We start from the raw sequence: 19,467 nt of genomic DNA, 5'->3' as shown, positions 1-19,467 counted from the left end.
TTCGAATCCTTCTCCATCCACTATATTCTAAACTCCCAGGTATTTTTGTCTGGGCGTTTTTTATCCCTCTTCTCTGTATCAGCAGCGCAGCGCCCTGATACCAAACGTTCTTTTTTCGCCTTGAATACTCAGCCGCGAGGAGGGGCCTATGGACTGGCGGCCATTGCGAGGATTCCAGGGATTTTCCATATACGCGCAGGAGGTGGAGCACTGTCTGAGGCCACCATGTGGCCGAGTTTGCTCCACCTCCTGCAAATAAGCGTATATGGAAAATCCCGGAACCGCAGCTCTGGCCGTCAGCCCATAGGTTCCTCCTCGCGGCGTCCCTTAATCTTCCACAAATATAGTCGGATTCTCACACTTATGATACAACACCATCGCCCCAAACGCTGGCATCGGCACCCTGATCACACCTGCCTTGGCTGTATATTCATATTCCTCCGTAGTATATCCATCACGGTAAGACAGCATGATCCGCTTCAACACAGAATCCTTCAGTCTGCTGATTCCCGTCTTCCAGACCTCAATCTCAACCTCCCGATCCTCATTCCGGTTATTCAGAATCACAATCATTCTTTCATCATGGGAAAATCTTCCGAAGCAAAGTCCCTGATAATCATTCCAGAGGAACACAAGGGAACCATTACTTAAGAAATCATATTCCTTATGGATCTTAATCATATCTCTGTGGAACGCAATCATCATCTGATTCTCATGTCCCCATGGATAAGTTCTTCTGTTATCCGGATCCGTAAAGCCACAGACACCTGCCTCATCACCATAATAAACAGTTGGTGCTCCCGGCCAGGTCATCTGCACCACAACACCTTCACGCATCACTGCAGGATTGATGTTCTGGGAAGCAGCTTCCGCACCGGCATAGGAAATCCTTCCCACACGGCGGTTTGTTCTGGTGAGAAATCTGGAATGATCATGATTGGACAGCTCATTCATGGACGTATAAAGTGCAGACATATGAAGTGCCCTCATATGAGTCTTCATAGCCCCAATAAAGGCATCACTGTTTCCATAAAGGTCATCCCTGCACTCATCACTGTGCTTCTCCATGCCCGTCAGGAACCAGGTCAGAGGTTCCATAAAGGCATCGTAGTTCATAACCGTATCCCACTCATCCCCCTGCAGCCAGCTCTCCGGATTTCCGTAATGCTCTGCCAGAATGATCGCATTGGGATTTGCCTCCTTTACAGCTTTCCTGAAATCCTTCCAGAATTGATGGTTAAATTCGTTGCTGTGCCCAAGATCTGCCGCCACATCCAATCTCCATCCATCTACATTATAAGGCGCAGAAACCCACTTCTTACCAATCTCCAGAATCTTATCATACAGATCCCTGGAGGCTTCATAATTCAGCTTCGGCAAAGTATCATGAGTCCACCATCCATCATAGGTAGGATTGTACGGCCAGCGGTTCTCGTCATAGAAATTAAAGTAATACCTATATGGACTGTCTGCAGAAATATACGCTCCCTTTGGATATCCCTCCTGGTTCTCATAGATCCGCTCTCTGTCCATCCATTTGTTAAAAGATCCACAATGGTTAAACACACCATCCAGGATTACTTTCATGCCTCTCTTATGGATTTCCTCCACAAGCTTTGCAAACAGTTCATTACTTGCCTCCAGATTCCGCTTATCGGTCACACGCTTAATAAATTTCCGGGCATGGGCATTCTCGCGGTCCCCCTCATTCAGAAGGCCATCATCCATATCCTCCACGATCTTGCCGTAATGGGGATCCACATACTCATAATCCTGAATATCGTACTTGTGATTACTTGGAGAAACAAAAATCGGGTTCAGATAAATAACATCCACTCCCAGATCCTGCAGATAATCCAGTTTATCCATAATTCCCTGCAGGTCACCGCCATAAAACTCCCGCACCCCCATTACTGCCGGAACTTTTCCCCAGTCTCTTACCCTGGAAGTCATATCGCCAATATAAAAATATTCACGATCCTCCACATCATTCGTCGGATCCCCATTGCAGAAGCGATCCACAAAAATCTGGTACATAACAGCACCCTTCGCCCACTGGGGTGTATCATAATCCGGATAAATCTCAAACTCCAGACGCTCCTCCGGGTTCATGGAAACACCCTGATAATTATAATAACAGGTCACCCATCCGTATGTGATCTCAAAATGGTAACGGACAATCTCCTCTCCCATAATAATAGAAGTCTCATAATAATCAAATCCATTGGATTTGGCCACACGCTCCATCTGTTGACGCTTGCCATCGTATACTAAATAAACCATATCTACGTTGTTCCGCTTGGTGCGGAAGCGGATACGGACCTTGTCTCCTGCTTTGGGATTTGACGGACAACGGTAATAATCAGAACCATCGCTGAACAATGCCTCTGTATTCAAAACCGGTCTCATATTCAATATATATTGCATTTTTTTCATTACATCTGCATTATTACGATCCATAACATCCCTCTTTCAAAAAAATTACACCCTATATTTTAACTGAAAACATTTCTTCCCACAACTGTTAAAATTCGGCTTATTCTCCAAATTTCCGCCCAGCTTACCGACGTTTTCACCAAAGAACTCCCACCACATTTCAAACACGCTCTAGAGTGTGTTTGAAAAAGGCTTTCTGCAAGATGTGCGTCACAATTTGTGGGAGATTTTGTCCGGATGAGGGCGCCGTAGCGGGCTACGGCAACCGAATTCGGGCAAAATCTCCCGCAAAGTGGGGCGTGCAGATTGCGGGAATGATTTTTCAAACACGCTCTAAAATACCTTATTCATTTAACGTAAAAAAGACAGCCGGTAAAAGCTGTCTTTTTTGGAGAAGGTATTTCTTCTTATGGGGTGTAGCAAAAACTATATAATGTATTGGGGGGTTTTTACGATGTATATAGTACCATGTGTCCACCAAAAAGTGTGCACAAACTTCACAAAAATCACTATTATTTTTTGTGCATGTTATATACTTTCATTTGATTCACCCGATTTTTCCATTGTAAAAAGTGCTTCAAATTCATCCCGATGAACTTTTTCCTTCTCGAGAAGGAGCTTGGCACAGCCATGAAGAACCTCCATATGCTCAGAAATAATCTTCTTCGCATTGTCATGACACTCCTCAATGATACTGTGAATCTCACTGTCAATTGCCTTGGCAACATCCTCGCTGTAACCGCGGGTGTGCGCCAGATCCCGTCCAATAAATACCTCATCGTCATCATCTCCATAGGAGATCAGTCCAATCTTATCGGACATACCATACTTGGTCACCATAGCTCTTGCTTCGCTGGTAGCCCGCTTGATATCGTTGGATGCACCAGTTGTAATATCGCCGAAAATCAGCTCCTCTGCCACACGTCCTCCAAGAAGTGTGGTAATATCCTGGAGCATTTTACCCTTAGTATTAAATATTTCGTCATTCTCTGGAAGAGGCATGGTATAGCCGGCTGCTCCCATTCCGGTAGGGATAATGGAAATGGTGTAAACAGGCTCCATATCCGGCAGCACATGGAACAAGATTGCATGGCCTGCCTCATGATAAGCGGTGATCCTTTTCTCCTTCTCGGAGATCACCTTGCTCTTTTTCTCTGCACCGATGCCAACCTTGATAAAGGCATTCTTAATATCTTTCTGGCAAATAAATACATGACCTTTTCTGGCTGCAGCAATAGCCGCCTCATTCATCAGGTTCTCAAGATCTGCACCTGTAAATCCAGCTGTAGTCTGAGCGATCTGTTTCAGGTCTACATCCTCGCCAAGAGGTTTATCCTTGGCATGAACATGGAGGATTTCTTCCCTTCCTTTAATATCCGGACGACCTACGCCAACCTTGCGGTCAAAACGTCCCGGACGAAGAATTGCAGGATCCAGAATATCCACACGGTTGGTAGCGGCCATTACGATAATGCCTTCATTTACCCCGAATCCATCCATCTCTACAAGAAGCTGGTTCAGAGTCTGTTCCCTTTCATCATGACCGCCTCCCATGCCGGTTCCACGCTGTCTTGCAACAGCATCAATCTCATCAATAAAGATGATACAAGGTGCGTGACGCTTGCCCTCTTCGAAAAGATCTCTTACACGAGAAGCACCTACACCAACAAACATTTCCACAAAATCAGAACCGGAAATGGAGAAAAACGGAACGCCCGCTTCCCCGGCAACAGCCTTGGCCAGAAGCGTCTTACCAGTTCCTGGAGGTCCTACAAGGATAACTCCTTTCGGGATTCTGGCCCCCATCTTGGTATACTTCTGGGGATCCTTCAGGAAATCTACAACCTCCTTCAGTTCTTCTTTCTCTTCCTCCAGGCCCGCTACGTTCTGGAAAGTCACTTTCTTATCATCCGGCATGGACATTCTCGCCCTGCTTTTGCCGAAATTCATCATCTTGGCATTGGTGCCACCACCCCCACCTGACATCTGACGGTTCATCATCAGCATGAGGAAGATGATAAGACCACAGGTAAGAAGTACCGGGAAAACAGAGTTCATAAATACACTCTGCTTCGGCACATCCTCAACAGCAGGATCAAGCCCGCTCTCTCGAAGAAGCTGCTCTGCCTCATTTACATCTGCCACATAAATACGCTTCTGTCCCTCGCCGCTTATATTCACGATCACAGAACCTGTTGGAACCTCACTGTTCTGATGGATCGTGGCACTGGTCACCTTTCCGTCTGTCACTGCCTGCTCCAGCTGTCCATAAGTATAATCACTCTGGACAGCTACCTGATTGTTCAGATACAGGTAACCTGCGATCAAAGCTACGATCAGGACAAGATACAAGCCAATTCTGCCTGACTGCTTATTCACTTGTATAATTCTCCTTTCATTCGAACTCTACCACTCCGATGTATGGCAGATTTCTGTATTTCTGGGCATAGTCAAGACCATAGCCCACAACAAACTCATCTGGAATATTGAAGCAGCAATAATCCACATCAACCCCTTTTACCACTCTGCGGTCCGGTTTGTCCAACAAGGTGCAAAGTCTCACGCTGTTTGGATTACGTCTCTTCAGAACGTCCAGCAGATAGCTTAAGGTTCTTCCGGAATCAATAATATCCTCCACAACAAGAACTTCTTTATCTTCAAGAGGCTGATCCAGATCCTTGACGATCTTTACAACTCCGCTTGATTTGGTGTCATCTCCATAACTGGAAACAGACATGAAATCAAGAGTTACCGGCACTGTGATTCTCTTGGCAAGCTCACACATGAAAAATACTCCGCCCTTAAGAACGCAGATCATGTGGATTTCTTTTCCCTTGTACTCTTCGCTGATCTGGGCTGCTACTTCGCAGATACGCTTCTCCACAGTCTCCTCATCCAGTAAAACTCTGATTTTTTCACTCATGATTATCTTTTCCTCCTTGGTATTGTATTTCCAATATTCTCCTGGTTCTGGGAGCTATTTTATAATTCTCATTTATTCTGCCTCCCACCACCCACAAAACCTCAGAGCCGGTACATAGAAGCAAGATGCTGTCTCTTTCCTCTGATGGGATCTTCTCATCTATAAAATAACGGTTCAGCTTCTTGCTGCTCCCTTTGTCATCTACAATGAGAAAATCTCCCGGCTGTCTGGTCCGGATGGACAGTTCCTGTTTTATTTTATCATAATCCAGCCATTTCGTATACTTTTTTTCTTCAATCTTCTGGCCTTCATTAGAAAATATTTTTAGATAAAAAACATTATCTGTAAAAAGTACCTGTTCACAAGCAGTTTCCAGCTCCTTTTTACTCAACTGGACACTTTTTTGCAGTGCATTCCTCTCCTGATTTTTTTCAGCTTTCACTGGATCGTACTCTTTTGAACTTAGATTTCTATCTGACATTCCCAGTAATTGTCTTTCTCCCAGTAAAATTCCTCCATAAGTTCGAAGCGCCGCCAGATCATAAGGCAGATTGATCCGTCGTCCCACCTGAAGCTTCAGAAGGCTCTCCACACTTTTTACATGAGCAGCTGTAAAATCCTTACGTTTCCCAGCCAGCTCTTCAAAAACCTGAAGCACTCCGTAAGAAGCTATGGCAGGCTCATCCCGCCAGAATGCTTCTGACAGGAAAATTCCCCGCTCCCTGTTTTCCCCATACTTTTTCACAAGGCGTTCTCCCTGACGGGACAAATACTCCTCTGCCTGACTAACAAGACTGGCCGTCTCCGCCATATGGCGGACAGCAGAAGCATTCACCTGTTCTTCCAGAATAGGCAATATCTGATGTCTGATCTTATTTCTTGTATAATCATCTGTAAGATTGGTACTGTCTGTTACATAGGGAATCTGTTCTTTTATTAAATAATTGACAATTTCCTGTTTATTTAAACACAAAATGGGCCGAATAATTTCATCCCGCACCGGCAAAATAGAAGCCAGACCTTTCAGCCCCGTTCCTCTGCAAAGATTGTGGAGCAAAGTTTCCGCCACATCATTTTCATTGTGGGCCAGAGCAATACGGATCCGTAATTTTCCTTCTCTGGCGGCAGAGACTCTTCCCCCACCCTGGAGGTCAGCCGTTTCTGATTTTCCAAAATAATCAGCTTCTGCCCTGGAAAACGCATCCTGTCTGACTTTTCTTCCTGTCTCTTCCAGTCCCATTTTCCATTTCTTTGCAAGCTCCGGTACCGGGTAATGATAGGATAAAAAAGGAATCGTCCATTTTTCGCAGGTCTCTCTTACTACTCTTTCATCCCGGTCAGCTTCCTCGCCGCGGATTCCATGATGCACATGTACCGCACACAGCGAAAAAGCTGCTTCAGCCTGATATCTTTTTAACATTTCCAGCATAGCCATGGAGTCTCCTCCTCCGGAAACTCCGGCAAGGACCACATCCCCATCCACTACCATGCCATGTTCTTTCATATATGCTTTCACTTTCTGATACATACTAGCTCTGCCTCTGATACGTTACTGATTCTTTCGTGAACCGTAACAATATTACTTCTTTCAAACATATTCATATGCTCATATGATTCCATATCTGTTTTTTACTCAAAAATAATCATTCTATTTCTTCCACATTCCAGCTACAAGAACCGTCATATCATCCCTGGCGCAGTAATCGCTGTATCCTAGCACCCGCTCCAAAATCCCCCGGCTCATCTCCTTGGGAGTCTCTTCATGGATATCCATAATGATTTCTTTCATGGTCTCCTCCTCCCGCATGGCAGGCAGCGCATCCAAGACGCCATCTGTCATCATGATCAGATAATCCCCGTGATACAGCTTCCTTGAAGATGTTTCAAAATCCACCTGCTGTATCAGCCCTGCCGCCAGACTCTCTGAAGAAATGGCCTCCACCCAGTGATCCCTTTTGATAAAAGTGGCGGAAGCCCCCGCTTTCAGGAAGTTACAGATTCCCGTATATAAATCCACTGCGCAGATGTCCACTGTTGAAAAAATCCCTTCCTGTCCCTTCATCACAAGAGCAGAGTTCACCATTTTCGCCGCCGTCTCCTGGGTAAAACCGGATTCCAGAAATTGTTCCAGAAGTTCTACCACTTCCTCGCTTTCCCGGCATGCCTCCACCCCGGAGCCCATTCCATCGGAAAGACACATTACAAAACGGCCTGCCTCTTCCTGTCTGCAAATATAATTGTCTCCGGAAACCTTCTCCATTTCCTTGGTCAGCTTTGCCACTCCGTAAAGTACCTGATAACTTACATCCTCCACAAAATGAACCGTATGGTATTCTCCATTTACAATTCTTCTTCCTCCTGCTGCCGCCATGGGAGTTCCGAATTCCTGAGACAAAAGCTGTGCCACCTCATTAACAGAAATGCACTGCCCGCTTCTGGCACGCATGGTAAGAAAAATCTCACGTCTTCCTTCCACCTTATCCATCACCCAGACCTGCTTCACCACAATATGACGCTTCCTGAGAATCTTCTGCAATTCCGTCATAAGCTGAGGATCCGCAATGGAAATGTCGTACAGGTCTTCTGCCACCATATCCATGATTCTGGACATCTCCTGGAGTTGCTGTGCCACGGCAAGGCGGCTTTCGATCATCCGGTTGTCCCATATCAGCTTCTGCCGCTCCCTCATATAAGAGTTACCAAGTGTCTCATAATACTGGGAAAAACGACTGCATACACTCATCCAGTCGCTTTTTGTCTCCTGTATTTTCTCCTGATTTCCCTCCTCCATGGAACGAATCATCCGCTCGCTTCCTCTGTACATTTCCTGCGACTGGGTGCCCCAGCAGATTTCCCGCTGATAACAGTGGCTGCATATCTCATCACAGGTCTCCCTTATGATTCCATCCACCTGGCCGTTGCTTAAATAGTCTTTTCGGTAGGGTAATCCATAAAAGCTGTCTGCAAGCTTCCGAAAAGAAGCCGCATACCGCTCCACCTTCTCCTTCTGGGGATTTTTCTCTTCGGCCGGCTGCTCTGCCTTAAGGAAACTTCTTCCCCTGAAAAAAACTTTTGCCATGTCCCGCAGCACCAGCAGCACACTGATCACGAGCATGGCAATTATCCATTCCTGCATATTCTCCCCTCCCCTTTACAGCCTTACAGTGCCAGAGCCTGTTTGAAAAAGCATTCCCGCAAGCTGCACGCCCCACTGTTCATGTAGTCTTTAACTGCTGCCCTTGTTTTTGCAAAGGAATGCTGCATTTACATCACCTTCGGCAGCACCTTATGCCTATTATAGGGGACAGGTATGAAAATATATGTCAAACAAAGACGACCATATTGAAAAATATATCGTCAGAAACTTCCAAACTTCGTTTTTCCCAGAACCTTATTTCTCCTCCTGAAAAATAATCTCATTCTCCTTCACAAGACCCAGCTTCTCTCTGGCGGCCTGCTCTGCGTACTCATCCGTGAGCATATACTGCTTCAGATCTTCAATCTCCTGAGTGCGCGCCTGCTCTTCCTCAATCTGCTGGCTTAATGCCTCTGCCCTGGTCTCATAGCCGGCAAGAGATTCCTTAAGGTCCCGGCTCTGTGCCATAAGCGTCAGAATCAGAATCAGAACGATCAGAGAAATACCGAACATCCCGAGATGATTATACCCTATTGTCTTTTTTCTTCGTTTTTTCCCTGATTTTCCCAAACTTCCTGCCTCTTCTCATCTGCAAACGATTTCTGGTACTATTTTTGTACTGATTTGCAGATTGCTTAACTAAAATTTTACAACGTTTACAAAAAAATAGCAACCAATTTATATATTTTTTTGAAGTTTTTTTTACGAATCTGACAGGAACCTCCAGGATTATATAACAAATTTTTTCAAATAAAGGTTTTATTGTCAGATATGTAAGAAATGCCCCTGATATAATTCCCAAAAACAGAAAACTACGCAGGATTCCCTGGTTGATCCGGTAAATTCCTGCAAATACCAGAAGTCCTGCGCACACCCAATAAAGAAGGTCCAAAATCCCTCCTGCTGCCGGACTGCAGAAAATGAGCCTTCTTATTTCCTGAAGCAGGCTGTAGCAAAGGATCAGCACCGCACCCCCTGCAAAAGCCCAGACGAAAAGCCAGATCTCATTGTAGATATATATGCTCATAGCTTAACGGAACAGCCTTGTAAATAATGGTTCTTCTTTTCGTGGGGAATCTTTAGACAAATAGACAAGAGAATCCACATGTCCGGCAAGAGCAGCTTCTCCTTTTTCCAGGTTTAGTCCTTTTACATGAAGCCCGCTGCCGCGAATCTGCAGCTTCCCGTCAGCAGTCTGAAGAAGGATTTCTTTTTCATCAAAAGAAATCACATCCTTCACACCTGTGACAGATGCTTCTTTCCTGTTATCCAGTATCAGCTTATGGGAAATGTTCACAACCTTTTCTTCCAAATCCCTCTCTCCCAAATATGTGGGTTCACAGATAATCTATGATTTTTTCTTTAAAATTAGAACCTGCTTAAGTAATGCTGTTTCCTTCGTTCTCAGAACTCTTAAACATACCTGTACAGATTCTCAACTTCTTCCTTCTTCACAGTCTCTTTCACATCCAGCACTTCCACCTTCACATTGCGGCTTCCAAACTGAATCTCAATAGTATCTCCTGTCTTCACCTGGACAGAAGCCTTGGCCGGCTTATCATTTACAAGCACTCTTCCTGCATCACATGCCTCATTTGCCACAGTTCTTCTCTTAATAAGGCGGGATACTTTCAAAAATTTATCTAATCTCATAATACTCTCCTATATCAGAGCGTGTTTAAAAAAGGAGGAACTATAAAGTTCCTCCTGTAAAAGCTTACGCGATTATGCGTTTACCATATCTTTTAAAGCTTTACCAGCTTTAAATTTCGGAGCCTTGGAAGCTTCGATCTTCATGGTCTCACCAGTCTGAGGATTTCTTCCCTCTCTGGCAGCTCTCTCGCTGACTTCAAATGTACCAAAGCCAACTAACTGAACTTTCTCACCTTTTTTCAGTTCTTCTGATACAACGTCGATGAATGATTTTAAAACAGCTTCAACGTCCTTCTTGGACAGATTGGTTTCTTTCGCCATAGCTGCTACTAATTCAGTCTTATTCATGGTGTTTCCTCCTCTAAAGATTCTTCTATCTATATATATACCTTTTGCCCTGTATTGTCAAGGTTTTTGCGCTAGAACGTGTTTGAAAAATCATTCCCGCAAGCTGCACGCCCCACTTTGCGGGAGATTTTGCCCGAATTCGGTTGCCGTAGCCCGCTACGGCGCCCTCATCCGGACAAAATCTCCCACAAATTGTGACACCCATCTTGCAGAAAGCCTTTTTCAAGCACGCTCTAGAAAGGGGATTTTCCAAAGCAGTTTTCAGGGAAATCCCCCCATATTTTCTTCTGGGCAATTACCTTTTCCAGCTTTTCTGTATTCTTGCCGGAAATCCATGCTTTGTTGTGAGAAAAGTAGTAATTTGCCAGTTTCCAGTATTTTTCCGGATATGTGAAACGGATTTGCAGGTTTTCCCATTCTTCCGAAGAAATAGGACGTATTTTGTCATATTGCTCCAGCATCCGTCTGGCCAGAAATACATCCCAGTTATATTTTTCCAGGATTTTTCGCATAAAACAATACAAGTCGCTGATCTGCACATCAAAGCTGAAGTGACCAAAATTTGTCACAGCAGCCTGATTTTTACAAAGAAGAACATTGTGCTGGTTATATTCGCCATGACATAGAAGCCCCTCTTCGCCCGCCTTGTCCCTTAGTTTTTCATAGTCCGACTTTACAAGCATTTCCAGTGCTTTTTCCCCTTTTTCCAGAAACCACTGTACACTGCCCAAAAATTCCTTTTCAAATCTGGCACTGGCACCTTTCTGGCGGATAAATTTACGGATCTTGCGGATTTCCTGATTATGCCTTGCATACTCATCTGCAAGGGAACGCGCCATGTAGGCTTTTTCCACAGGCATATTCATAAATTTATGTACCCTTGCCAGAATCTGCACACTTCTTATAATATCTTCCCTGGACTTGGTGTCACACTCTCTGCCTTCATACCAGTTCTGAAGGGTATAGGGAATATTATCCTTATCTCTGGTAACCAAAGAGCCTTCCTGATTTTCAATAAAAGTATCAACCAGACAGCCTTCCTGGGAAAGTTTTTTTAACACTTCCTGCTGAAAAAGCAGTTTTTTTTCGGAGCCGTGAAACTCTCTGAGGAGCAGAATTCCCTGTTCTGTACGACATACCAATGCTCCCCGGGTCCTGGACGAAGATTTCACTTCAATTCCATACTGGGTCAGGGTGCTAAGACCATAATCATACAATAAAAATCCCCCCGTCACTCACATATGCCAAATGTCTTCAGATACCTTCTATCTTATGAGTGGGAGGGATATGTTATTCTAAAGAAGTTTTTTATCGGCTGCAAAAGCAAGGGAAAGAAGTGCTTCTTTCTTGTTCAGTTCCGGATTCTCCAGAACAGCATCCAAAAGCTCATGGAGCACACTTCCCATTTCTTTTCCAGGCTTCATTCCGGCTGCGATCAGGTCACTGCCAGTAATTGCAAGACCTTTCATGGAAACACATTCGCCTTTTTCCATAATTTCTTCCCAGGTCATTCGAACTCCGGCCTGACGGGCAGCTTTTTCTTCCCCACGGTAATCACTTTTCGCTTTGTTATCCGCATACTGGACTTCCATCCACATGGGAAACAGATCTTCCCCAACTACATTGATGGCTTTCCGCACCTCAGCAGGTGCCGGAGTCGGGCGCAGATCATGCCAGCGAATCAGCCGGCTCACTCTGGAAATGGTGTCATTGTCAAACTTCAGACGGCGCAAAATTTCCTTGGACATTTTTTCTCCCACAGAAGCATGTGTTTTGAAATGATCCCTGCCATTTTCGTCTGTTTTTCGTACAACAGGTTTGGCAATGTCGTGAAGGAGCATGGTCAGCCTTAGCACCTTATCCTCCCTCACATACAAAAGGCTGTGGAGAATATGTTCTCCCACATTATAGCAGTGGTGTGGAGTGTTCTGAGGTGTCTCCATACAGCGGTCAAATTCCGGCAGAAATTCCCTGGTAACTCCCGCTTCATAGGCAATCCGCAGATAATCTGGATGAGGGGACACCAGAAGTTTTACAAGTTCCACCTGGATCCGCTCTGCGCTTACATGTTTTAAATTTGGTGCAAGCACAGAAAGAGCTTTTCGGGTCTCTTCTTCCAGGGAAAAGCCAAGCTGCGCAGAAAAACGTACAGCACGCATAATGCGAAGAGCGTCTTCTGTAAAACGTTCCAGAGGATCACCAACACAGCGGATCACCTTGTTTTCCAGGTCTTTCTGCCCTTCAAAAAGGTCCACCAGCCCTTTCCTTGGATTGTAGGCCATGGCGTTGATGGTAAAGTCCCGACGCTTCAAATCTTCCTCCAGGCAGGCCGTAAAGGTTACTTCTTTCGGGTGACGGCCATCTTCATACTCGCCATCCACCCGGTAGGTGGTAACCTCGAATCCCTCTTTTTCAAGCAGCACTGTTACGGTTCCGTGAGCGATTCCTGTATCTACGGTTCTGTGAAACAGGGCTTTGACCTGCTCCGGCTTGGCTGAGGTTGTGATATCCCAGTCATTTGGAGTTCTTCCCAGAAGGGCATCGCGGACACAGCCGCCTACTGCATAGGCCTCATAACCAGCTTTTTCCAGAATATTTATAATTATTTCAACTTTTTGTGGAATTTCAAATACCATCTTTATCACCTGCCTCTGATTTAAAACAAAACTTCTCCTCATACACTTCTCTGCCTTGAAAAACAAAGCGGGGCAAAATAATTTTGCCCCTTTTTGACTACTGATTGCAAAATAAACAGCAATCCCTTTTGTTATTAATAAGCACGTCCCCAGTATACCATTTTCTTGGCAGGTTTTCCACAGCATACACAGACATCGCTTAAATGTTCCTGCTCAAACGGCATACATCTGGATGTTGCCTGAACGTCTTCTTTGATCTTATCTTCGCACTCACGGTTGCCGCACCACATAGCTTTTACAAAACCAGGTTTTGTGTTGATGGTCTCCTTGAATTCTTCGTAATTTGTTGCTACATAGGTGTGAGCATCTCTGTGGGCTCTTGCACGCTCCAGCATTTCCTTCTGCATGGTGTCCAGAACTTCCTGAACCTTAGCAGCAAGTTCTTCGAACTTCACAATATATTTCTCTCTGGTATCTCTTCGGCAGATAACAGCCTGTCCGCTCTCGATATCCTTCGGACCGCACTCAATTCTTACCGGAATACCACGCATTTCCTGCTCTGCGAATTTGAATCCCGGGCTCTTGTCTGTAACGTCTGCTTTTACACGGATTCCAGCTGCTTTCAGAATCTGTGTCAGCTCCTCTGTTTTCTCCAGAACGCCCTCTTTTCTCTGCTGGATCGGGATTACAACAGCCTGGACCGGAGCAATTCTTGGTGGAAGAACAAGTCCGCTGTTGTCTCCATGAACCATGATCAGAGCACCGATCATACGAGTTGTCATTCCCCAGGATGTCTGGTGTACATACTGAAGCTGGTTGTTTTTATCTGTGTACTGGATGCCGAATGCTCTTGCAAATCCATCACCAAAGTTATGGCTGGTTCCAGACTGAAGTGCTTTTCCATCATGCATCAGAGACTCGATTGTGTAAGTAGCCTCTGCACCCGCAAATTTCTCTTTCTCTGTCTTCTGACCTTTAATAACCGGGATTGCAAGTACTTCCTCGCAGAAGTCTGCATACAGGTTCAGCATCTGGATGGTACGTTCTTTTGCTTCCTCAGCTGTAGCGTGGGCAGTATGTCCTTCCTGCCATAAGAACTCACGGGAACGAAGGAACGGACGGGTTGTTTTCTCCCAGCGAACTACTGAGCACCACTGATTATATACTTTCGGAAGATCTCTGTGGGACTGAATCTCTTTCTGATAGAAATCACAGAACAGAGTCTCGGATGTAGGACGTACGCAAAGGCGCTCCTGAAGAGGATCAAGTCCGCCGTGTGTTACCCATGCAACTTCCGGTGCAAATCCCTCTACGTGATCCTTCTCTTTGTCCAGAAGGGATTCCGGAATGAACATTGGCATGTATACATTCTCTACGCCTGTCTCTTTGAATCTGCGGTCAAGCTCTTTCTGGATATTCTCCCAGATTGCATATCCTGCTGGTTTGATTGCCATACATCCCTTTACACTTGTATAGCCGCAAAGTTCCGCTTTTTTTACAACATCGGTATACCACTGTGCAAAATCCACATCCATGGATGTGATAGCTTCTACCATTTTCTTTTCTTTTGCCATGATTTTTCTCCTTTTTGATTTTCTAATATTTAAACGCCAGGGAAATCTGGTAAATTCCATGTATTATTTGAAAAACACATAAAAAAAGACCTTCCATCCCTGCAAAAGGGACCGAAAGGCTTCGGCGGTACCACCCTGATTAACACTGGAAATGACTGCTCCACTGCTCACTCAATTATCCTGATAACGTAGGACAGACGCCGCACTTCAATTGTGCGGAGCTCTGAGGCCGGTTCCATGACTTGCGCACAAAATCCTCACACCATTGCCTGTCGGCCTGGATTTCTCTCTGAGATTGCTCCTCATGTACTATTCTCTTCATTGCCACTTCATTTATTTAATTTGCTCGTTAAGTCTTGTTTATTTTATGCGAAATTTTCCCATATGTCAAGTAGCGAAACAGAAAATACCCAGACAAAAAACAGCCAGAGGTTACTGTTCACTCCGTTCACAGTAACAGCCAGAGTTACCATCCACCGCATCTGTTTTGTCCGGGTACTTTTTTATTACTTCAATGTAAACAAGCTCTCTATTACATCTTTTTTCTCAAACTGGTTGTTATATTCCAGAATATTGTAATCCGTCATCAGTTTTTTGTAATCGTCCGGAAGCGCATCATTGGCATACCAGTTTCCATCTTTGTCGCAAACAGCACCAACTCCGATGATTGGAAGCTGCTCTTTCAGATTCATAAGGAACTGGTTGTAGCCTGGCATTTCAAGACCAGCCAGCTGAAGCATATAGCTTCCCAGATAATTAGCACTGAAATCTTCCTCTACTGTCTCAAATGGATAATTTGTCCAGATCACATAGGGAGTTGTATAGGACTGCTGGCTTTCAACAAGTCCCAGGCTCTGCCTGTTGCCGCCTAAAAGTTTCGCCATAAATTCTTCTTCAATCTTAGGCCAGTGATCCCCAAACATAACAATCATGGTAGGCTCATCTACTTTTTCAAAGTACTCCAGCAATTCCTTAAATGCTGAATCAGACTCTCTTGCCAACGATAAATACGTTTCAGCCAGAGGATACTCTGTATCATATCCAAGCTTTACAGTAGGTTCAAATCCAGCTCTGTCTTCTACTGTATAACCGCCATGATTCTGCATGGTTACACAGAATGTAAATAATTTTTCATCCGCATCCTTCTCTTCATAAAGGCTGATGATCTTTTCAAATGTTGCTTTGTCACTTACATAATTTCGAAGAAGCTCTCTGTGTTCCTCTCCCCAGTTCTCCAGGCTGATAAATTCATCAAATCCCATGCATGGATAAACAGAGGCCCGGTTCCAGTTATGAGCCTTGTTGGGATGCATGGCAATTGTGTAATATCCCTGGGATTTCAGGATATCTGCCAGACCATACTCCGGATCCCGCACATAAAGCTGATAAGGAACACTTCCGGATGGCAAAAAGCTCATACTGTTTCCTGTAAGAGCCTCATATTCAGAGCGTGCAGTTCCGGCTCCGAATGTAGGTACATGAAGCTGTCCATGTTTTACATTTTTGTTAAGGCTTCTTATGTATGGCAAAATTTCTACATTTGACTTTATTTTCCCTACACTTTCAAAATCTGTAAGACTTTCATTCATAATCAGGATAATATTTTTCGGTGTTACTGTTTCAGAAGTATCTGCAGCTGTATTATCAACACTTTCTTCAGACTCACTCTTGTCTGTCTCTGAAACAATATTTTCCCCATCTTCAATTTCCTGTGCCAGTTCTACGGTTTTTCCAACAGAATAGCCTTCTGGCTGCTCGATATAAAAATACTTGATTTCCTTAACAAGAGAGGAAATGTAGCCCTGTTCTTTATAAATACGGTTAATCTGCCATAAAGTAACAGCGTCAAGCTTCTGGAGGATAGGTCTTATAGTAAAACATAATGTAATCACGATCACAGCCAGTACACTAAACCGGGCAGCTGTATTCTTTCTGCTCTTTTTTCCAAGCTCCAGTTTCTGGAATTTCAGTACAAACTCACCAAATACCAGGGCATAAATCAGTGGAATTCCAAGCATCAGTTTGATTTTGAAGCTATATTCTCCAACAACTTCTGCTGCCGTTCCCATTCCTACAATGTCAAGAAGCTGGAATGGTTCTCCACGGAATTCCATTACATAATAGTTTACCATTGCAAGGATTATAAAAAGGTAACACAACGCAGAAGAAGCAATATTGATTTTCCTGAATAAAATAATAAGTATTATAAAAAATATTGCATAAATAATAAGATTCAGTGTCAAATAAGGCTGCTCCATCAGTAGCGACATCTTGACCAGGCCTTTAAATGTTGACACTGCTTTATTCTTATATCCTGACACCCAGGTGACCATCTGGACAAGCATAAATACAATTCCAGGAGTTGCCAGCAGCAATATGACATCTGCTATTTTCAAAAAAGTGGTATTTTTAATTGCACTGCAGATTTTCTCCCCCCAGAACAGAAGAACAAGAAACAAAATATTTCCTGTAACAATTAGTAATATTTTAATGATTGTTCCTTTATATATACGATTTCCTTCGTTAATAAAAGTATATACCAACAATCCATCTATAAGCAGAAGCAAAGCAATGTTCAAAATGATTCCCAGTATCTTTTTCCATCTGTCATTCTTCGCTCTGCCCATATTCAAATCTGTATTTTCTTTCGTATTTTCCACAACAAACCTCTTTAACTTACACCGTCAGCGAAATCTCGCGTCCGGTTCTCTTATATTGATAATAGCGTACACCGGCGGAGTCCAGCATTCTCTTGGAAGCAAGGACTGACGGAGTGCTTGCATATTTGTCACAATCATAGACCAGAGTCTTGATTCCTGCCTGGATGATTGCCTTGGCACACTCATTGCATGGAAAAAGAGTTACATACATTTTCGCTCCCTCAAGGCTTCCTCCACGGTAGTTTAAAATTGCATTGAGCTCGCTATGGGTCACATACAGATATTTGGTATCCAGAGGCTCTCCCTCTCTTGCCCAGGGAAATTCATCATCGGAACAGCCTTTTGGGAAACCATTATATCCCATGGAAAGAATTTTATTATCATCGCTGACAATACACGCTCCTACCTGTGAATTGGGATCCTTGGAGCGCATGCCGGAAAGCATGGCAACTCCCATGAAATATTCGTCCCAGGTAAGGTAACCTTCTCTTTTGTGGTTCAGATCTGCCGCGGCACTTACAGGCGCGATCTGTATATTCCCGGTGTTTTTCTGATTTGTGTTCTCCATAGAAGAGCTCTCCTTCCTATTCCGTCTCGATCTGAGCAATTCGGCGGATATGTCTCTCATCTCCTGAAAATGGTGTATTCAGGAAAGTATCCACAATCTTAACTGCAAGTCCAGGTCCAACTACACGTCCTCCAAGCGCAAGGATGTTTGCGTCATTGTGAAGTCTGGTTGCTTCAGCAGTAAAGCAATCTGTACATACTGCTGCACGAATTCCCTTAATTTTGTTTGCAGTGATAGAAATACCAATACCAGTTCCGCATACAAGGATTCCTAGCTCACACTCTCCTTCCAGAATCCCATGTGCAACTTTCTTTGCATAGATCGGATAGTCTGTGGATTCTGTGCTGTAGCAGCCGTAATCCTTATACTCAATATTCTTTTCTTCCAGATATTTGATAATCTCCTGTTTCAGTTCAAATCCGCCATGATCACTACCTAATGCTACTCTCATTGTTCTTCTCTCCTTATATTGATTATTTTGTGACCGGCTGCTTTTAGAAGCCGGTTCATAATTGCCTGTCCCATTTTTGGGGTATAAAAAGCTTCGGAATAAATTTTGCTTACCTGGCACTGATCGAATTCACGCAGCACCTCATAAAGGTTATGAGCAATGGTTTCCTCTGCCTCTCTGCTTCCAATACACTTCACAGTTCCACAGGGATATCTGGAAATAGTCTCCTCTGTGGCAATAATCCCCGCCTGAAGTCCATTTGCCTGATCTTCCTTTACAAACTGATTAATGGCATTTATTACTTCTTCTGTGGGGCCCTCCACAATTGCAAGATCTGCTTTCGGTGCATAATGCCGATATTTCATTCCCGGCGCCTTGGGATGAACTTTACTATCAGGCTTTATAAGACCTTTGTCCATTCTCACATCACCAAGAACCTCCTGGAGCATTTCCAGTGAAATATAACCGGGTCTTAAAACCACCGGCACGTCCTCGGTAAAATCTACAATCGTTGACTCCAGGCCAATTCCCACAGGACCTCCATCAATGATCATCTCAATGGCATCCCCTAAGTCCTCCTCAACATGCTGTGCTGTAGTCGGGCTTGGCCGTCCGGAAGTATTTGCACTTGGCGCTGCCACGTATCCCCCTGCCTGCAAAATAAGCTCCGCTGCAATGGGATCACTTGGAAAACGCACAGCTACACTGTTGAGACCACCAGTTGTCTCCAATGGAACCAGGTCTGATTTCTCAAAAATCATAGTCAGGGGACCAGGCCAGAATTTCTCTGCCAGTATCTTCGCCTTCTCCGGTACTTCCTTTACAATTGGAACCAGCGCATTTAAATCTGCAATATGAACGATCAACGGGTTATCCGAAGGACGTCCCTTGGCTGCATATATCTTCTTCGAAGCCATAGGATCCAGTGCATTTCCTCCAAGACCGTAAACAGTTTCTGTAGGGAATGCCACCAGTCCTCCCTGTTTCAATATCTCTCCGCCTCTGGCAAGTGCCGCATAGTCGATAGCATCTGCCGTCATGGCTACAATTTCTGCTTTCATTTTAGTCCAGCTTTCTATTAT

General features: G+C 44.3%; 19 protein-coding genes and 3 pseudogenes. 2 read left to right on the top strand and 20 right to left on the bottom strand.

All coding sequences use genetic code 11. The features are described 5' to 3' along the window. Positions 1–327: 327 nt before the first annotated feature. Positions 328–2,460 (bottom strand): glycoside hydrolase family 13 protein, encoded by a 2,133-nt coding sequence (locus PGQ38_RS12575; RefSeq protein WP_270431972.1) that lies wholly within the window; start codon positions 2,458–2,460, stop codon positions 328–330. Between the two features lie 35 nt (positions 2,461–2,495). Next, entirely contained in the window at positions 2,496–2,741 is a 246-nt protein-coding gene (locus tag PGQ38_RS20080; protein WP_334292298.1) for a DUF6783 domain-containing protein, read from the bottom strand. Here PGQ38_RS20080 and PGQ38_RS20075 point away from each other — a divergent pair. Beyond that, on the top strand, positions 2,640–2,870 hold the full coding sequence (locus tag PGQ38_RS20075; protein WP_334297255.1) for a DUF6783 domain-containing protein: 231 nt from the start codon (positions 2,640–2,642) through the stop codon (positions 2,868–2,870). The two genes, PGQ38_RS20080 and PGQ38_RS20075, sit on opposite strands and share 102 nt — an antisense overlap. 94 nt (positions 2,871–2,964) lie before the next feature. Here PGQ38_RS20075 and ftsH read toward each other — a convergent pair whose 3' ends face one another. The 11 genes and pseudogenes from ftsH to PGQ38_RS20070 all read right to left on the bottom strand — a co-directional run bounded on the left by ftsH (position 2,965) and on the right by PGQ38_RS20070 (position 10,701). Beyond that, positions 2,965–4,815 (bottom strand): ATP-dependent zinc metalloprotease FtsH, encoded by a 1,851-nt coding sequence (gene ftsH / locus PGQ38_RS12570; RefSeq protein ID WP_204453367.1) that lies wholly within the window; start codon positions 4,813–4,815, stop codon positions 2,965–2,967. A gap of 16 nt (positions 4,816–4,831) precedes the next feature. Then, positions 4,832–5,359: a hypoxanthine phosphoribosyltransferase gene (hpt, locus tag PGQ38_RS12565; RefSeq protein ID WP_118581570.1), complete on the bottom strand. Its 528-nt coding sequence runs from the start codon at positions 5,357–5,359 to the stop codon at positions 4,832–4,834. Next, a complete protein-coding gene (gene tilS / locus PGQ38_RS12560) occupies positions 5,352–6,887 on the bottom strand; it encodes a tRNA lysidine(34) synthetase TilS (RefSeq protein ID WP_148463168.1) in 1,536 nt (511 codons plus the stop codon). Before tilS ends, hpt begins: the two co-directional genes overlap by 8 nt. Positions 6,888–7,007: 120 nt before the next feature. After that, positions 7,008–8,495, bottom strand: a complete 1,488-nt coding sequence (locus PGQ38_RS12555) for a SpoIIE family protein phosphatase (protein ID WP_118581564.1) — start codon at positions 8,493–8,495, stop codon at positions 7,008–7,010. A 15-nt stretch (positions 8,496–8,510) separates the two neighbouring features. After that, positions 8,511–8,573 (bottom strand): annotated as a pseudogene (locus PGQ38_RS20760) (DUF6783 domain-containing protein); the annotation flags it as partial. 177 nt (positions 8,574–8,750) lie between these two features. Next, entirely contained in the window at positions 8,751–9,065 is a 315-nt protein-coding gene (locus tag PGQ38_RS12550; protein ID WP_226815895.1) for an FtsB family cell division protein, read from the bottom strand. Next, positions 9,019–9,522, bottom strand: a complete 504-nt coding sequence (gene yabQ / locus PGQ38_RS20755) for a spore cortex biosynthesis protein YabQ (RefSeq protein ID WP_204453369.1) — start codon at positions 9,520–9,522, stop codon at positions 9,019–9,021. The genes PGQ38_RS12550 and yabQ overlap by 47 nt, the downstream gene beginning before the upstream one ends. Positions 9,523–9,525: 3 nt before the next feature. Then, the gene (gene yabP / locus PGQ38_RS12545) at positions 9,526–9,807 is read right to left on the bottom strand and encodes a sporulation protein YabP (protein WP_118581555.1); all 282 of its coding nucleotides are present in this window, start codon (positions 9,805–9,807) and stop codon (positions 9,526–9,528) included. 101 nt (positions 9,808–9,908) lie between these two features. Further along, complete coding sequence (locus PGQ38_RS12540) at positions 9,909–10,148, bottom strand: RNA-binding S4 domain-containing protein (RefSeq protein WP_173773275.1); 240 nt, start codon at positions 10,146–10,148, stop codon at positions 9,909–9,911. A gap of 72 nt (positions 10,149–10,220) precedes the next feature. Further along, positions 10,221–10,496 carry an HU family DNA-binding protein gene (locus tag PGQ38_RS12535; protein ID WP_117851504.1) on the bottom strand — a complete coding sequence of 92 codons (276 nt, stop codon included), beginning with the start codon at positions 10,494–10,496 and terminating at the stop codon, positions 10,221–10,223. 25 nt (positions 10,497–10,521) lie between these two features. Then, on the bottom strand, positions 10,522–10,701 hold the full coding sequence (locus PGQ38_RS20070; protein ID WP_306467791.1) for a DUF6783 domain-containing protein: 180 nt from the start codon (positions 10,699–10,701) through the stop codon (positions 10,522–10,524). On the opposite strand from PGQ38_RS20070, the pseudogene PGQ38_RS20065 reads away from it, so the two are divergent. Beyond that, a pseudogene (locus tag PGQ38_RS20065) lies at positions 10,639–10,890 on the top strand (DUF6783 domain-containing protein); the annotation flags it as partial. The gene PGQ38_RS20070 and the pseudogene PGQ38_RS20065 sit on opposite strands and share 63 nt — an antisense overlap. Here PGQ38_RS20065 and PGQ38_RS12530 read toward each other — a convergent pair. The 7 genes and pseudogenes from PGQ38_RS12530 to PGQ38_RS12500 all read right to left on the bottom strand — a co-directional run. After that, positions 10,787–11,668, bottom strand: a pseudogene (locus tag PGQ38_RS12530) (CotS family spore coat protein); the annotation flags it as partial. The pseudogenes PGQ38_RS20065 and PGQ38_RS12530 sit on opposite strands and share 104 nt — an antisense overlap. Positions 11,669–11,791: 123 nt before the next feature. Then, positions 11,792–13,132, bottom strand: a complete 1,341-nt coding sequence (locus PGQ38_RS12525) for a CCA tRNA nucleotidyltransferase (protein ID WP_148463165.1) — start codon at positions 13,130–13,132, stop codon at positions 11,792–11,794. 134 nt (positions 13,133–13,266) lie between these two features. Beyond that, the gene (gene proS / locus PGQ38_RS12520; RefSeq protein ID WP_148463164.1) at positions 13,267–14,706 is read right to left on the bottom strand and encodes a proline--tRNA ligase; all 1,440 of its coding nucleotides are present in this window, start codon (positions 14,704–14,706) and stop codon (positions 13,267–13,269) included. A 506-nt stretch (positions 14,707–15,212) separates the two neighbouring features. Continuing rightward, positions 15,213–17,366: an LTA synthase family protein gene (locus PGQ38_RS12515; RefSeq protein ID WP_204453371.1), complete on the bottom strand. Its 2,154-nt coding sequence runs from the start codon at positions 17,364–17,366 to the stop codon at positions 15,213–15,215. Positions 17,367–17,382: 16 nt separating this feature from the next. Further along, positions 17,383–17,868, bottom strand: coding sequence for a deoxycytidylate deaminase (locus tag PGQ38_RS12510; RefSeq protein WP_118581740.1), 486 nt, complete (start codon positions 17,866–17,868; stop codon positions 17,383–17,385). An 82-nt stretch (positions 17,869–17,950) separates the two neighbouring features. After that, entirely contained in the window at positions 17,951–18,385 is a 435-nt protein-coding gene (rpiB, locus tag PGQ38_RS12505; protein WP_173770842.1) for a ribose 5-phosphate isomerase B, read from the bottom strand. Next, entirely contained in the window at positions 18,382–19,446 is a 1,065-nt protein-coding gene (locus tag PGQ38_RS12500; protein ID WP_204453373.1) for an L-threonylcarbamoyladenylate synthase, read from the bottom strand. The genes rpiB and PGQ38_RS12500 overlap by 4 nt, the downstream gene beginning before the upstream one ends. Positions 19,447–19,467: the final 21 nt, after the last annotated feature.

The sequence above is a fragment of the Blautia faecis genome (genome assembly GCF_027662325.1).
GTDB lineage: Bacteria > Bacillota > Clostridia > Lachnospirales > Lachnospiraceae > Blautia_A > Blautia_A faecis.
Note: the sequence above shows the minus strand (reverse complement) of the source record. Positions and strands in the feature narration are given on the sequence as shown.